Raw genomic sequence first — 12,242 nt, 5'->3', positions numbered from 1 at the left:
CTCCGGGCCGGCGGGGCCGGGCTCAGTGCTTCTTGATCCACGCCTTCTGGTGGTTGTTGGTCTTGTTGCTGCACTTGGCGTACTCGCCGCGGAGCAGCGCGGCCGTGATCACGTCCACATTGACCTGACAGATCTGCGCCGCCTGCAGGATCGACACGTTCTGCGCGATGTAGGTCTCGTTGCCCGACGCGATGTCGGTCACCGTGATGTCGACGTTGCCGACGCCGAAGCCACCGGCCTGGGCCGGGCTGGCGAACGACATCAGAGCGGCGGCCCCGGCAGCGGCCATCGCGAGAGCAAATCGAATGCGCATGAACTTCCCTTCTCGACGACGGGCGGGCGCCCGTCCGGCGCCCAATATGTCCGGTTCGTCAAGCTCCGAGAAGTCGCAACGCCGCGTGTCCCGAAACGTCTGACCGGACTTCAACACGCGTGGGCGACAACGCCGCGCCTGCCATCCTGAGGCGTGCATTTCTGCGCCCGCCGGGACGTTCCTTCGCTGACACCGGATCGTCAACTACGCGGCCTACCGCACCTTCGTCGACGACACGCTGGCGTCCGTGGATCCGCCGCGCCGCCGCCCACCTGCAAGAGTCCACCGATTTCGCGGCTCGGGGCGCTCCAAGCTGATGTCCGAATCCCGCCAGCATTGAGGCCCGTTCCGCGACAGAGTTGGAGGTGCAAGAAGACGACCACGACGGAGGCGACGATGACTGTGCATGCGACGATTGGCAGCCCGCTGGGCGACCTGCTTCTGGCGGGTGAGGAGACCGAGGACGGGATCAGCCTGACCTCGCTGTCGATGACCGGGCAGCGGAACGCACGCCCGGACGCGGCGCCGTTCGCCGAGATCATTCGGCAGGTGGAGGGGTACTTCGCGGGCGAGCTCACCCGCTTCGACATCCCGTTCACCAGCAGCGGGACGGAGTTTCAGCGGCGCGTCTGGCAGGCGCTGGAGGAGATTCCGTACGGCACGACCACGACCTACGGCGCCCTCGCGAAGCAGCTCGGCCTGCCGCGCGACCGGATCCAGGCCCTCGGCGCGGCGATCGGCGCGAACCCGCTGCTGCTGGTGCGCCCGTGCCACCGTGTCATCGGCGCCGACGGGTCGATGCGTGGCTACGCCGGCGGGGTCGAGCGCAAAGTCTGGCTCCTCAGCCACGAGGGCGCCCTGCAGCCGGCGCTGATCTGAGCCATGATCGACATTCCGGTCAAAGACCTCGACGAGTACGGCAGCGCGCTCACCGGCCCGATCCTCACGCCGGCCGAGTGCCGGGAGATCGCCGCCCTGTACGACGAGCCCGCACGCTTCCGCACCACGGTGGACATGGCCCGGCACCGCTTCGGGTCGGGCCAGTACCGCTACTTCACCCACGACCTGCCCGACCGGGTGCGGGAGCTGCGGGAGGCGTTCTATCCCGAGCTGCTGCCGATCGCCCGGGATTGGGCGGACAAGCTCGGCAAGCCCTCCCCCTGGCCCGACAGCCTGGACGAGTGGCTCCGGATGTGTCACGAGGCCGGGCAGTCGAAGTCCGCGCAGATCCTGCTGCGCTACGGCCCCGGCGACTGGAACGCGCTGCACCGCGACGTGTTCGGCGACATGCTCTTCCCGCTGCAGGTGGTGGTGGGCCTCGACGCGCCCGGCACGGATTTCACCGGCGGCGAGTTCCTGATGACCGAGCAGCGGCCGCGCGCGCAGTCCCGGGGCCACTCGACCACGCTGCCGCAGGGCCACGGCCTGGTGTTCACCACCCGGGACCGTCCGGTGGCGACGAAGCGCGGCTGGTCGAACGCCCCGATGCGCCACGGCGTGAGCACGATCCGCTCCGGCCGACGGCACACCCTAGGCCTCGTCTTCCACGACGCCGCCTAGCCGCGATTCATGGGAAGAGCCTTCCCCGGTACGGATGGGTACGGCCCCACTTCTCTTCCCACCGTGCCAGGCTCGCCTGCCACTCTGGCAGGTCCGGACGGTACTCACGCACGCCGGCCCGCTCCGGTTGCGCCGCCAGGAAACGCCAGTAATCCTCGATCGCCGCACGAGCGGTCTCCGCCGGGAACTCGCCTTGCGAACCTGGCACCCACAAATTGCGTATCCGCAGCGCCGAAGGCGTGAACGACACCTCGTAGTTCTCGCTGCTCCACTCCTCGAACGGCTCCTCGCCCCGGGCCACCTCGTCGGCCATGGCCAACGCGTCCAGCAGGGCCAGGAAGAACGTCCCGAGATCCGTGACTATCCACTCGGCGAGGAGGACGTACCGCTCGTCGGCGACCCGAGGTACCGGGCGATTGAACTCGGGATCCATCCCGAAGCTGACAACGCTCACCATGCGCCTCTCGGTATCTCAGGGAACCGGCCAACCGTGGGTGAAACCGCCGGACTGATTGTAGAAACCTTCGATGGTGACACCGTTGTAGGTGCCGATCCACTTGTCTCCGAACGACGGCCTCGAGTTCTTGAAGGCCCCGGACACCGCGTTGTCCACCTGGGCCGGCGTCCAGTGATCCGGGAAGAAGGTGCTGACCCCGCCATGTCCGGCCTTCGGCTTCCAAGTGCCCGCCGGCGGATTCAAGGTCGGGTCGAAGAACTCAGGCTCAGCCTGGTACACGCCATTCGAGTGGCTGATCCTCGTGCCGGGTATGAGGCGACGCCCCGGGTAGTCCTGCCCGCCGGGCCGATAGTGGTAACCCTTTCCCTTGGGCAGCCCTGGGTGGGCGTGTCCGCCGCCGATGGTGTGGGTGGTGAAATAGGGATTCATCCGGTCCGCACGCGTGCGTTTCTTCGTTTTGCGGAGGAACCTCAGGGCGGCCCGCATGAGTCGGCCCTCTCCCCTGGCCATCCTCGGTCACCCGTCCAGCAGCTGCATGACGGCCTCCTGCACGAGATTCCCGACGATCGTGCGGGTCAGCTGCTGGAAGATCGGGATCTCGGCCAGGCTTGCCCCGAACGTGGGCGCCGCCGTCGCGATCGCCTGCGCGACCTCCGCCGCCAGGATGACCAGCTGAGCGATCACCGCCGTTTTCAGGGCGAGCACGATCCCGCCGCAGATCATCAACCCGGTGCCGGTCAGCACGGCCGCGTTCGCGCCGTCCGAAAGCGTCTGCGCGGGGCTGTCCTCCCGGGCCCACCACCCTTGGAACGCGGTGACGGCCTCCCCGCTGTGCTCGGACCACACCGTCGAGGCCGTCGACTGCGAGTCCGAGACGACCGCGTCCAGCCGGCCGCCGAACGCGACCCAGGACCGGCCCATCTCGATCAGCGCGGTCTCGTCCGCCTCCGGCCACGTGTAGCCGAGGATGTCCAGCAGCGATCTGAGCTCGCCGGGGAGCTCCAGCCCCACGACTCAGCCCCCCAACTCGCCGAACCTGCGGCCGACGGCGTCGTCCACCTCCGCGTATCGGAGGCCGATCTCCACCACGTCGGCCCCCGCCGCCGCGATCTCGTCCAGGGCGTCCTGATAGCACTCGAACGCGTACGACGACACCTCGTCATGCGCGGCGCCGATCAGCGAGCCGATGTCGTCGCTCCCCCAGGGCGCGCCGTAACCGGCCAGTTCCGACCGGAACGCCGCCAGCTCCGCGGCCAGCCGCTCGGAGACGCCTCGCAGGGCCGACCCCGACGACGAGAGCCGCGACGGATCGACCTCGAATCCCGTCATCGGCCTTCGGCCCGTCGCACGAGCTGCTCCTGTGCCTCGACCAGGGAGGCGGTGAGTGCCGTGAACCGCCGCTCCGCGCTGAGCTGGATCTCCTTCAGCTGCTCGGTCAACCCGTCGAGGCCGGCCGCACCCGTGGCGGCTTGGCTCTGAAGGCTCGCGAGCGCGCCGTTGACGGCCGACTCGATCTCTCGCGCCAGCTCCTCGTGCGGCCACCGCATCAGCTGCGGATCCAGCTCCAGCCCTTCGATCCGCCCGGGCATCACCGCCCGCACCCGGATCCGCCCCTCGGCGCCCTCGCCCTCTCCCACGCCGTCGGGAAACGCGCCGCCGGAAGCCGCACCGCCAGAAACCGCACCGCCAGAAACCGCACCGCCAGAAACCGCACCGCCAGAAACCGCACCGCCAGAAACCGAGGGGCCGCTGAGCGCGGCCACCACCTCGCCCAACATGCCGGTCAGGCCGGACGAATCGATCGGGCCGGTCATCGCCACCTCCCCGTGAGCGCGTCGACTGAACCCCGACCGTATCGACGCCCGTCCACCTAGCTGTCACAAACGGGGCGACCGTCCTGTCTCTACGTACATGACTGTTGAGCAGACATCTCTGCCCCCAGGCGTCGAGCTGGTCGCGACCCTGCCGGGAGCAACCGACCGGATCCCCGCCGGCGCCGAGGCCCGGACCATCCGCGTCACGCTGGCGCCGGGCGACCCGGGCGCGCCGCCGCACCGGCACCCGGGGCCGGTCTTCGGCTATGTGACCGAGGGCGAGATCCTCTTCGAGCTGGAGGGGCAGGCGCCCCGGGTGCTCAAGGCCGGCGACGCCCTGTTCGAGCCGGGCGGCGACGTTATCCACTACCAGGGCGCCAACAACCTTCCGGATGCACAGTCGCAGCTGGTGGTGACCATGTTCGCGCCTCCGGGGACGCCGATCCTGACCGTGGTCGGCGCTGAGGAGCTGGCCGCGCGACGGCATCTGCGGGCGCCCGTCTCAGAATGAGACGAGCGGCGACGGTGCCGCGGGATGTCATAAGCAGCATGGATGTGGCCGAGATGTTCGCCCTCTTCGGCGCGCTCGGGCTGGTGCTCGCCGGGTTCAACGTCGTCGCGCTCAAGGTAGTGCAGCCCGACGACGTGCCCGCCTATGTGCGCGGCCGGATCCGGTTCTGGACCGCGCACAACTCGACGTTCATGGCCGGCAGCGCTGTCCTCGGCGCCGCCGGCCTCGCGTGGCTCGTCATCAGCTAAACGAATCAGCGGCTAAACGAACAAATCAAATATCAAATATGCGTTCAGCCCGATGATCAGCACGGCCACCGTGCCCGCCACGAACGTCGTCACACGATGGTTGACGAAGCTGCCCATGATGTCCCGCCGCCGGGTCACCAGCAGCAGCGGCACCAGTGCGAACGGAATCCCGAACGACAGCACCACCTGCGAGATCACCAGGCTGTCGGTGGGCGGCAGGCCCAGCGCCAGCACGGTCAGCGCCGGCGCCATCGTCACGGCCCGGCGGACGAACAGCGGGATCCGCCGCCGGATGAAGCCCTGCATGACGATCTGACCGGCGTACGTCCCGACCGAGGACGACGACAGGCCGGATGCCAGCAGCGCCACCGCGAACGCCAGCGCCGCCCCGCCCCCGACCAGCCGGCCGAGCCCGTCGTGGGCGGCCTGGATGGTATCGCCCTCCAGAGACACCCCCGACCCATGGAACAGCGACGCTGCCACCACCAGCATCGACAGGTTGATCAGACCGGCCGCGCCGAGCCCGATCATCACGTCGAGCCGCTGGAAGCGCAGCAACTCGCGCCGTTCGCCGTCGTCCCGGCAGGCCACCCGCGACTTGGTCAGAGCGGAATGCAGGTACACCACGTGGGGCATCACCGTCGCGCCGATGATGCCGCACACCAGCAGCAGGCTGTCGCTGCCGGCGAGCCGCGGCACGAAGCCCGACGCGACTCCGGCCGGATCGGCGCCGACCACGATCAAGTCGTACAGGAAACCGAGCAGGACAATGCCGAGGAGCCCGGCGATCGCCAGTTCGAAGCGGCGGTAGCCGCGTTGTTCGAGGGCCAGGATGCCGAACGCGACGACCGCCGTGATCAGGCCCGCGGGAAACAACGGCACGCCGAACAGCAGGTAGAGGCCGACCGCCGCGCCCAGGAACTCGGCCAGGTCAGTGGCCATCGCGATGATCTCGGCTTGGACCCAGAGGCCGCGCGACACCGGGCGGGGCAGGTGCTCGCGGCACAGCTCGGGCAGGTCGCGGCCGGTCGCGACGCCGGCCTTCGCGGAGAGGTACTGCACCAGCATCGCGGTGAGGTTCGCGACGACGATGACCCAGACCAGGGTGTAGCCGAAGCGGGCGCCCGCGGTGAAGTTGGTGGCGAAGTTGCCCGGGTCGATGTAGGCGACCGCGGCGACGAAAGCCGGGCCCAGCAGGGCGACCGTGCCCCGCAGCCGCCCCCGAGCCCGGATCTCCTGAAAGACGGACTCGGGGGCTACTACGGCGCTCATCCGACGGACGGGCCGAGGCCGAGCGACTGCGGCGTGCTCGAGTCGGGCGAAGGCTGGCGGAGGCCCTCGTCGAGCTCGCCGATCTCGGTCATCAACGCGGGGCTGCCGCCCCACGGAGTCTGCTCCTCAGCCACGAGGGTGTTGGTGGTGAGCAGCAGACCGGCTACCGAAGCGCCGTTCTGGAGCGCCGAGCGGGCGACCCGCAGCGGGTCCACGATGCCCATCTCGATCATGTTGCCGTACCGGCCCTGCAGCGCGTCGAAGCCCTCGTCCGGGCCGAGCTGGCCGACCCGGGTGACGACTTCCTGGCCGGAGAAGCCGGCGTTGGTGGCGATCAGGAACGCGGGCTCCGGCAGCGCACGCCGCACGATGTCGACGCCGGCCGCGTAGTCCTCGTCCTTGATCTCCAGGTTGTCGAGCGCGTCGGCGGCGTGCAGCAGGGCCGCGCCGCCGCCGGCCACGATCCCCTCGGCCATCGCCGCGCGGGTGGCCGAGAGCGCGTCCTCGACCCGGTGCTGCAATTCCTTGAGCTCGGCCGGCGTCGGGGCGCCGACGTGGATCACCGCGACCTTCCCGGTCAGGGCGCCGATCCGCTCGGTCAGGACGTCCTCGTCCGCGCCGAACGTCGCGCGGGCCAGCTCGGCCCGCAGCTGGGTGACCCGGAACTCGATGTCGTCGGGCGAGCCTCCGCCGCCCACGATCGCGGTGCGCTCGGACTCGACCCGTACCTGGTCGGCCCGGCCGAGCTGATCGAGCGTCATCGTCTCGAGGGTGAAGCCGGAGTGCCGGCTGTAGACGGCGCCGCCGGTGATCGCGGCGATGTCCTCGAGCTTGTGCAGCCGCCGGTCGCCGAAGCCGGGCGCGCGGACGGCCACGCACTGGAAGATGCCGTTGACGTGGTTGTGGGTGAGCATCGACAGGGCGGTGCCCTCGACGTTCTCGGCGATGATGATCAGTGGCCGCGGCGCCCGCATGATCTTGTCGAGCAGGGGCATGAGCTGCTGCACCTTGGTGATCTTCTCGCTGCACAGCAGGATGTAGGGGTCGTCGACGATCGCTTCGAGCCGTCCCGGGTCGGTGACCATGTAGGGCGACAGGTAGCCGTTGTCGAACTCGAAGCCCTCGACGAAGTCGACGCTCATCCCGTGCCGCTGCGACTCCTCGACGGTCACGATGCCGCCGTCGCCGACCGTGTGCAGCGCCTTCGCGATCACCGATCCGACGTAGTCGTCGTCGTTGGCCGAGATGCCCGCCACCCGCGCCAGTTCCTCTTCGCTGCTCACCGTGCGGGCCACGGCACGCAACCGCTCGACCAGACGGTCAACTGCAAGATCAACACCACGCTTCACCCGTACGGGATTGGCACCGCTCCCGATCGCCGACATGCCCTCGCGGATGATCGCCTGCGCGAGCACCGTCGCGGTGGTGGTGCCGTCCCCGACGATGTCGTTGGTCTTGATCGCCGCTTCCTTGACCAGCTGCGCGCCCATGTTCTCGAACTGGTTCTTGAGGTGGATCTCCCGCGCGATGGTCACGCCGTCGTTGGTGACCACGGGCGAACCGGTGATCTTCTCGATGATGACGTTGCGGCCTTTCGGGCCCAGCGTCGACTTGACCGCCTCGGCCAGCTTGTCGACTCCGGTGAGTAGCAGGGTGCGCGCGTCCGCGCCGAATCGAAGTTCCTTGGCCATCGCGGGATCTCCTTAGGGAAGGGCTACTTCGCCCTGGCCGTCGGTGTTGTAGCGGTGCCGCAGCATGCCGCGGCAGATGCCGGTGTTCGCGTCGAGGCTGGTCCGGGTGAGGCGGGCCTTGCGCAGATGCAGCGGCACGTCGGAGGCGCCGATCGGGGCGCCGGTGGCCGGATCGATCAGCAGGTGGGCGTCGTCGCCGGCCGGCAGCCCAAGCTCGCGACGCCGGCGTCGGAGCCGGTCCAGCGCCGCAGATTCCGACAAATTTCCCAGGCGAAGCCCCGCCAGTTCCACCGGCGGGAGATTCAAGGTCCGGCAGACCTGGTCGGTGCCGGCCATGACCGCCTTGCGGAGAAAATCGGCGCGCAGGCTGTCGAGCTCGTCGACCGCCTCCCCTTCGAACGACCGCACGAACCCGGCCCGGGCCGCGACGCCGTCGTTGATCGCGTCCGACGCGAAGTGATCGTCGAGGATCACGGTGGTCCGGCAAACGTCGTCGAGGGCGGACACCGAGTCGTAGGCGTCGGCCACCATCAGATAGGCGAAGTTCGGTGCACAGAAGTAGGTCGGCAACCTCAGATGCACCTCGGCCGCGCCCTCGTCGGACACCGAGGCGGAAGCGACGAAGCCGAGCGTGGTGATCGGCTCGTCCAGCTCGGGGTCGCGCACCTCCGCCAGAGCGGCGAGGATGCGCGACCCCATCATGGCGCTGGTCATGCCGGCGAAGCCGCCGGCGACTCGGAACTGACGCCGACCGCGTCGTCCCGAGCCGCCGGAGCCCCCTCGCCCGCGCCGAGCTGATACTCCTGCGGTACCTCGATGCCGTAGAGCTTCGCGGCGTTGAGGCCGAGGATCTTCTTCTTGGTCGCCGTGGTCACCCTCGGGTAGTCGGAGAACTCGTCGCTGGGGTAGTCCCAGTCGACGAAGCCCTCGATCTGCCACTTCGGCTCCCAGATGCCGTAGTCGCTCCCGAAGGTCATCTTGTCCTCGCCGACCCAGAAGAGCAGCTCGCCCATGACCTTCGCAAAGAACCGGGGACGAGCGTGCATGAGCCCGCCGATCACGACGGACAGCCCCGCGTACACGTTGGGCTCCTGCGTCGCCATGAAGCAGAAGTCCTCGATCCGGGGCAGGCCCACGTGCTCGACGATGAAGTTGAGCTGCGGGAAGTCGGTCGCGGCGTGGTCCACGTCGGAGACGTCGAACGCGTCCTTGTCCAGCGGCCAGATCGTCGGGCCCTTGTGCACGTGGATGTTCTTGATGCCGAGCTCCTGGCACTTCTCCAGGTACCGGTACGCGGCCGGGTCCTTGAGCGTCCATCCGCGCGAGCCGTTGTTCCACTCGGCCGTGTAGAGCTTCACGCCGATGCTGCCGAAGCGGTCGACGTTCTCGGCGAGCTTCTTGAGCCCGTCGTCGCCGTCGCGCGGGTCCCACCGGGTGTTCGGGATGAACTTGCCGGGGTGCTTGGCGCCGAGCGCCGCGTTGCGCTCGGTGGTGTTGAAGCCCTCCTTGTACCACTCGGTCAGGTACGTCGGCTGGAAGATCGCGACGTCCACGTACCCGTCGGTGAAGACGTCCTTCATGAGGTCGTCCTCGGTGTAGGCCATGAACTTCTCGATCGGCCAGTGCGTCTCCTTCGGCGCGAGGCCCTGGTACGCGTGGAAGCACTCGATCCAGCCCTTGGCGTACTGCTCGGCCCCCGGCACCCAGTTGGACGGCGCCGCGTTCCAGTAGTGCATATGGCTGTCGACCACGAAGTACTTCTCGCCATCCTTCTCGTACAAGGCTGCTACCTCCTATCGGGTTGCAGGTCGAAGCCGATGTAGTCCGCCGCGTCCTCAGGGTTGGCGAACATGATCGTGCGATCGTCCTCGTGGATCATGCGGCCGTAGTGGGTCGACATGTTCTCCTCGAACTGGGCGGCGTCGAAGTACCCGGCCTCCTCGCCGAGCGCCTCGGAGACCTCGTCGTAGACGACGTCCATCCGGCCGGTCGCGTCGACCCGGATCATCGAGGGCAGCGGCGTCACCCGTACGTTCGGCTGGCCGCCCATGACCTCGGCCACCACCACGCCGACCTGGTTGTTCATCAGCGTGAAGCCACACATGTTGGAAGCCGTGTTGTCCGATTTGAACGGGCTCTCGGCGATTTTGAACTGAGTCATCGCTCCAGCTCCTTGGGGAGTTCCAGGCCCAGGTCCTCGACGATGCCGGCGAACCGGCTCTTGACCCGGTCGAGCGCGTCCTCGAAGCGGATCGGCTTGCTGTCCGGCTGCGACCACAGCGGCTGCATCGCCCGGGCCGCGGGAATCGTCAGCCCGACCCAGTTGGCCAGCCAGCCGTTCAGGGTCCGGTTGTTGTGCTCGGCGAACTCGCGGTCGTTGGTCAGCAGATCGAAGATCGCCAGCGTGTAGCGCAGGTCGCGCTCGGAGAAGTCGAACTCCTCCGCGCCGACGATCGTCGGGGTGACGAAGTCGCCGTTGCGCGGCGCCGCCTGCATCACCAGCTGGCTGCGGAACAGCTCGCCGATCAGCGGCTGGAAGACGACGTTGGCGGCGAAGATCGCCTCGCCCCAGTCGTCGATCGCGGTCAGCCGCTCGGCCACCTCGCGCACGCCCTGCCAGGACGGGTCGGAGTTCCAAGTGTCCAGGTGCGCGCTCCCCTCGAAGCCGGGGATCTCCTCGCTGAGCGTGAGCTGGTACAGCGCCAGGTCCTGGGCGGCCCGGATCAGGTGCATGCTGTTCACGGCGATCGCGGTGTTGTGCATGTTGGTCGGCCCGCGCCGGTTCGCGTTGGCGAACAGGTAGAGGCCGAGCCCGTGGTCGACGTGCATCCACGCGCCGACGTGCTGCGCGACGAACCGCACCCAGTTCGGGCTCCACTGCTCGAACGCCTTGGCCTGCTTGGCCGCGTCGACGTTCGCGTTGACCTGCCGCACCACGTTCGCGTTGTAGCGGTACAGCGACAGCTCCCACTCCTCGTTGGGGTCGCGGAACTCGTGCCAGCCGTGCGCCGGCCACTCGTAGCCGCGGCCGCCCGATCCGGGCCCGCGCTCCGGCTCGGGGCGGTCGCTGCCCCACGCCTTCAGAGCGGTCCACTCCAGCGGGTAGCCGCCCTTGCCGTTGGAGAATCCGTAGAGCCAGCCCTGGGCGAGGTAGTGCCGCGGATCCGGCTGGACCTCGACCGTGACGTCCTCGTAGTGGGTCTGCTTGCGCTTCTGCGGGACGAAGTAGTTGAACCGGCGCGCGCCCGAGTCCGGGAACTCCTTGGCGCCGGCCTCGGCGTCGGTGAAGACGGGCTTGGGAACGCTACGTTCCGTCGCGGTCGTCATCAGTCCTCCCCACCTGTCGTCGTGAACTTGTCGTAGTAGATGTGTTTCTCGGGGGCGCCGAGCGAGGCCAGCAGCGGCATGGCCGCCTCGACCATCGGGGGCGGCCCGCAGAGGTAGGCGTGTGCGCTCTTGAGATCGACCTCGTAGCGCTTGAGCACATCGGTGATGAAGCCGACCTCGCCGTCCCAGTCCTCGCCCTCGGCCGGCTCGGACAGGGCGGGCACGAACCGGAAGCCCGGCAACCTTTCGCGAAGGGCTTCGATCTCGGCGACGAAGCAGAGATCTTTCGCCGTACGGGCGCCGTAGTAGAAAACGGCTTTGCGCTCGATCCCGCGCTCGGCCATCGACCGCAGCAGCGCCAGGATCGGCGCCAGCCCGGCGCCGCCCCCGACGAAGATGAGATCGCGGTCGGGGGCGTCGCGCAGCGTGAACACCCCGAACGGGCCGGTCAGGTCGAGCCGGTCGCCGACCTTCAGCTTGGTGTCGAGGAAGGACGAGAACACCCCGTCCGGATAGACCTTGATGATGAACTCGAGCCGACCGTCCTCCTTGCTGGAGGTGTTGGCCATCGAGAAGGAACGGGTGATCTCGGTCCCGGGCACCTTGATGTCCATGTACTGGCCCGGGAAGAAGGTCACCTCGGCCGGCTCGATCAGCTTGAGCACGAGATGGCGGAGGTCGTGCGTGACCGTATCGATGGCAACGACCTCCGCCACCGCGCTCACGATGGGCAGCCCCGAGCGGATCATCTCCTCGTCGAAGTTGAGCAGCTCGATCGTCACGTCCTCGTACACGTGCGCCCGGCACAGAAGCGTGAAACCCTCCTCTTTCTCGTAGTCGGGCAGCGCGAACGTGGAGTAGCGGTCGAGCTCGATGTCGTCACCGTCGAGGACGAACGACTTGCAGGCCGCGCACTGGCCCTCCTTGCACCCGTGCATGAGCATCAGCCCCTGCTCGGACGCGGAGCGCAGCACGGTCTGCTCCTCGTCGACCTCGATCTCGATGCCGACCGGCTCGAACCTCACCCGGTGCTTGTCGCCCATAGCCGG

17 protein-coding genes are annotated in these 12,242 nt (G+C 68.4%); 4 read left to right on the top strand and 13 right to left on the bottom strand.

The annotated features are described in order from the left end of the window. Positions 1–22: 22 nt before the first annotated feature. The gene (locus tag ACQPZX_RS11905; protein ID WP_433378561.1) at positions 23–313 is read right to left on the bottom strand and encodes a hypothetical protein; all 291 of its coding nucleotides are present in this window, start codon (positions 311–313) and stop codon (positions 23–25) included. A gap of 396 nt (positions 314–709) precedes the next feature. Here ACQPZX_RS11905 and ACQPZX_RS11900 point away from each other — a divergent pair, with 396 nt between their 5' ends. Continuing rightward, positions 710–1,192: a methylated-DNA--[protein]-cysteine S-methyltransferase gene (locus ACQPZX_RS11900; RefSeq protein ID WP_433378558.1), complete on the top strand. Its 483-nt coding sequence runs from the start codon at positions 710–712 to the stop codon at positions 1,190–1,192. A 3-nt stretch (positions 1,193–1,195) separates the two neighbouring features. Further along, the gene (locus ACQPZX_RS11895; protein ID WP_433378555.1) at positions 1,196–1,873 is read left to right on the top strand and encodes a 2OG-Fe(II) oxygenase; all 678 of its coding nucleotides are present in this window, start codon (positions 1,196–1,198) and stop codon (positions 1,871–1,873) included. Between the two features lie 7 nt (positions 1,874–1,880). On the opposite strand, the gene ACQPZX_RS11890 is transcribed toward ACQPZX_RS11895, so the two are convergent. The 5 genes from ACQPZX_RS11890 to ACQPZX_RS11870 are packed head-to-tail and all read right to left on the bottom strand — an operon-like array spanning position 1,881 to position 4,144. Further along, positions 1,881–2,330, bottom strand: a complete 450-nt coding sequence (locus ACQPZX_RS11890) for a hypothetical protein (protein WP_433378553.1) — start codon at positions 2,328–2,330, stop codon at positions 1,881–1,883. Between the two features lie 15 nt (positions 2,331–2,345). After that, the gene (locus tag ACQPZX_RS11885; RefSeq protein WP_433378550.1) at positions 2,346–2,816 is read right to left on the bottom strand and encodes an EndoU domain-containing protein; all 471 of its coding nucleotides are present in this window, start codon (positions 2,814–2,816) and stop codon (positions 2,346–2,348) included. A 30-nt stretch (positions 2,817–2,846) separates the two neighbouring features. Beyond that, positions 2,847–3,341, bottom strand: a complete 495-nt coding sequence (locus ACQPZX_RS11880) for a hypothetical protein (RefSeq protein WP_433378547.1) — start codon at positions 3,339–3,341, stop codon at positions 2,847–2,849. Between the two features lie 3 nt (positions 3,342–3,344). Then, positions 3,345–3,659 (bottom strand): hypothetical protein, encoded by a 315-nt coding sequence (locus ACQPZX_RS11875; RefSeq protein ID WP_433378544.1) that lies wholly within the window; start codon positions 3,657–3,659, stop codon positions 3,345–3,347. Further along, a complete protein-coding gene (locus ACQPZX_RS11870) occupies positions 3,656–4,144 on the bottom strand; it encodes a hypothetical protein (protein WP_433378541.1) in 489 nt (162 codons plus the stop codon). The genes ACQPZX_RS11875 and ACQPZX_RS11870 overlap by 4 nt, the downstream gene beginning before the upstream one ends. 97 nt (positions 4,145–4,241) lie before the next feature. Here ACQPZX_RS11870 and ACQPZX_RS11865 point away from each other — a divergent pair, with 97 nt between their 5' ends. Both ACQPZX_RS11865 and ACQPZX_RS11860 read left to right on the top strand, forming a co-directional pair. Then, positions 4,242–4,655 carry a cupin domain-containing protein gene (locus tag ACQPZX_RS11865; protein WP_433378538.1) on the top strand — a complete coding sequence of 138 codons (414 nt, stop codon included), beginning with the start codon at positions 4,242–4,244 and terminating at the stop codon, positions 4,653–4,655. 38 nt (positions 4,656–4,693) lie between these two features. Then, positions 4,694–4,903, top strand: coding sequence for a hypothetical protein (locus tag ACQPZX_RS11860; RefSeq protein WP_433378535.1), 210 nt, complete (start codon positions 4,694–4,696; stop codon positions 4,901–4,903). A 12-nt stretch (positions 4,904–4,915) separates the two neighbouring features. Here the strand turns inward: ACQPZX_RS11860 and ACQPZX_RS11855 are convergent, their stop codons facing one another. From ACQPZX_RS11855 to ACQPZX_RS11825, 7 genes are read right to left on the bottom strand one after another with little or no spacing between them, the layout of a single operon-like run. After that, the gene (locus ACQPZX_RS11855) at positions 4,916–6,175 is read right to left on the bottom strand and encodes an Nramp family divalent metal transporter (protein WP_433378532.1); all 1,260 of its coding nucleotides are present in this window, start codon (positions 6,173–6,175) and stop codon (positions 4,916–4,918) included. Next, on the bottom strand, positions 6,172–7,866 hold the full coding sequence (groL, locus tag ACQPZX_RS11850; protein WP_433378529.1) for a chaperonin GroEL: 1,695 nt from the start codon (positions 7,864–7,866) through the stop codon (positions 6,172–6,174). The genes ACQPZX_RS11855 and groL overlap by 4 nt, the downstream gene beginning before the upstream one ends. Positions 7,867–7,878: 12 nt before the next feature. Continuing rightward, positions 7,879–8,580, bottom strand: coding sequence for an iron-sulfur cluster assembly protein (locus tag ACQPZX_RS11845; RefSeq protein WP_433378526.1), 702 nt, complete (start codon positions 8,578–8,580; stop codon positions 7,879–7,881). After that, positions 8,577–9,647 (bottom strand): amidohydrolase family protein, encoded by a 1,071-nt coding sequence (locus ACQPZX_RS11840; RefSeq protein WP_433378523.1) that lies wholly within the window; start codon positions 9,645–9,647, stop codon positions 8,577–8,579. Before ACQPZX_RS11840 ends, ACQPZX_RS11845 begins: the two co-directional genes overlap by 4 nt. Before the next feature lie 5 nt (positions 9,648–9,652). Continuing rightward, complete coding sequence (mimD, locus tag ACQPZX_RS11835; protein WP_433378521.1) at positions 9,653–10,027, bottom strand: propane 2-monooxygenase effector subunit MimD; 375 nt, start codon at positions 10,025–10,027, stop codon at positions 9,653–9,655. Beyond that, complete coding sequence (locus tag ACQPZX_RS11830; RefSeq protein ID WP_433378518.1) at positions 10,024–11,193, bottom strand: toluene hydroxylase; 1,170 nt, start codon at positions 11,191–11,193, stop codon at positions 10,024–10,026. Before ACQPZX_RS11830 ends, mimD begins: the two co-directional genes overlap by 4 nt. Beyond that, on the bottom strand, positions 11,193–12,218 hold the full coding sequence (locus tag ACQPZX_RS11825; protein ID WP_433378515.1) for an FAD-binding oxidoreductase: 1,026 nt from the start codon (positions 12,216–12,218) through the stop codon (positions 11,193–11,195). Before ACQPZX_RS11825 ends, ACQPZX_RS11830 begins: the two co-directional genes overlap by 1 nt. Positions 12,219–12,242 lie beyond the last annotated feature (24 nt).

This window comes from Actinoplanes sp. CA-142083, from assembly GCF_050942195.1.
GTDB lineage: Bacteria > Actinomycetota > Actinomycetes > Mycobacteriales > Micromonosporaceae > Actinoplanes.
Note: the sequence above shows the minus strand (reverse complement) of the source record. Positions and strands in the feature narration are given on the sequence as shown.

Excerpts from the sequence above, each read along its gene's own strand:
- ACQPZX_RS11905 (WP_433378561.1), bottom strand. The coding sequence starts at position 313 with ATGCGCATTCGATTTGCTCTCGCGATGGCCGCTGCCGGGGCCGCCGCT.
- ACQPZX_RS11900 (WP_433378558.1), top strand. The coding sequence starts at position 710 with ATGACTGTGCATGCGACGATTGGCAGCCCGCTGGGCGACCTGCTTCTG.
- ACQPZX_RS11895 (WP_433378555.1), top strand. The coding sequence starts at position 1,196 with ATGATCGACATTCCGGTCAAAGACCTCGACGAGTACGGCAGCGCGCTC.
- ACQPZX_RS11890 (WP_433378553.1), bottom strand. The coding sequence starts at position 2,330 with ATGGTGAGCGTTGTCAGCTTCGGGATGGATCCCGAGTTCAATCGCCCG.
- ACQPZX_RS11885 (WP_433378550.1), bottom strand. The coding sequence starts at position 2,816 with ATGCGGGCCGCCCTGAGGTTCCTCCGCAAAACGAAGAAACGCACGCGT.
- ACQPZX_RS11875 (WP_433378544.1), bottom strand. The coding sequence starts at position 3,659 with ATGACGGGATTCGAGGTCGATCCGTCGCGGCTCTCGTCGTCGGGGTCG.
- ACQPZX_RS11870 (WP_433378541.1), bottom strand. The coding sequence starts at position 4,144 with ATGACCGGCCCGATCGATTCGTCCGGCCTGACCGGCATGTTGGGCGAG.
- ACQPZX_RS11865 (WP_433378538.1), top strand. The coding sequence starts at position 4,242 with ATGACTGTTGAGCAGACATCTCTGCCCCCAGGCGTCGAGCTGGTCGCG.
- ACQPZX_RS11860 (WP_433378535.1), top strand. The coding sequence starts at position 4,694 with ATGGATGTGGCCGAGATGTTCGCCCTCTTCGGCGCGCTCGGGCTGGTG.
- ACQPZX_RS11855 (WP_433378532.1), bottom strand. The coding sequence starts at position 6,175 with ATGAGCGCCGTAGTAGCCCCCGAGTCCGTCTTTCAGGAGATCCGGGCT.
- groL (WP_433378529.1), bottom strand. The coding sequence starts at position 7,866 with ATGGCCAAGGAACTTCGATTCGGCGCGGACGCGCGCACCCTGCTACTC.
- ACQPZX_RS11845 (WP_433378526.1), bottom strand. The coding sequence starts at position 8,580 with ATGACCAGCGCCATGATGGGGTCGCGCATCCTCGCCGCTCTGGCGGAG.
- mimD (WP_433378521.1), bottom strand. The coding sequence starts at position 10,027 with ATGACTCAGTTCAAAATCGCCGAGAGCCCGTTCAAATCGGACAACACG.
- ACQPZX_RS11830 (WP_433378518.1), bottom strand. The coding sequence starts at position 11,193 with ATGACGACCGCGACGGAACGTAGCGTTCCCAAGCCCGTCTTCACCGAC.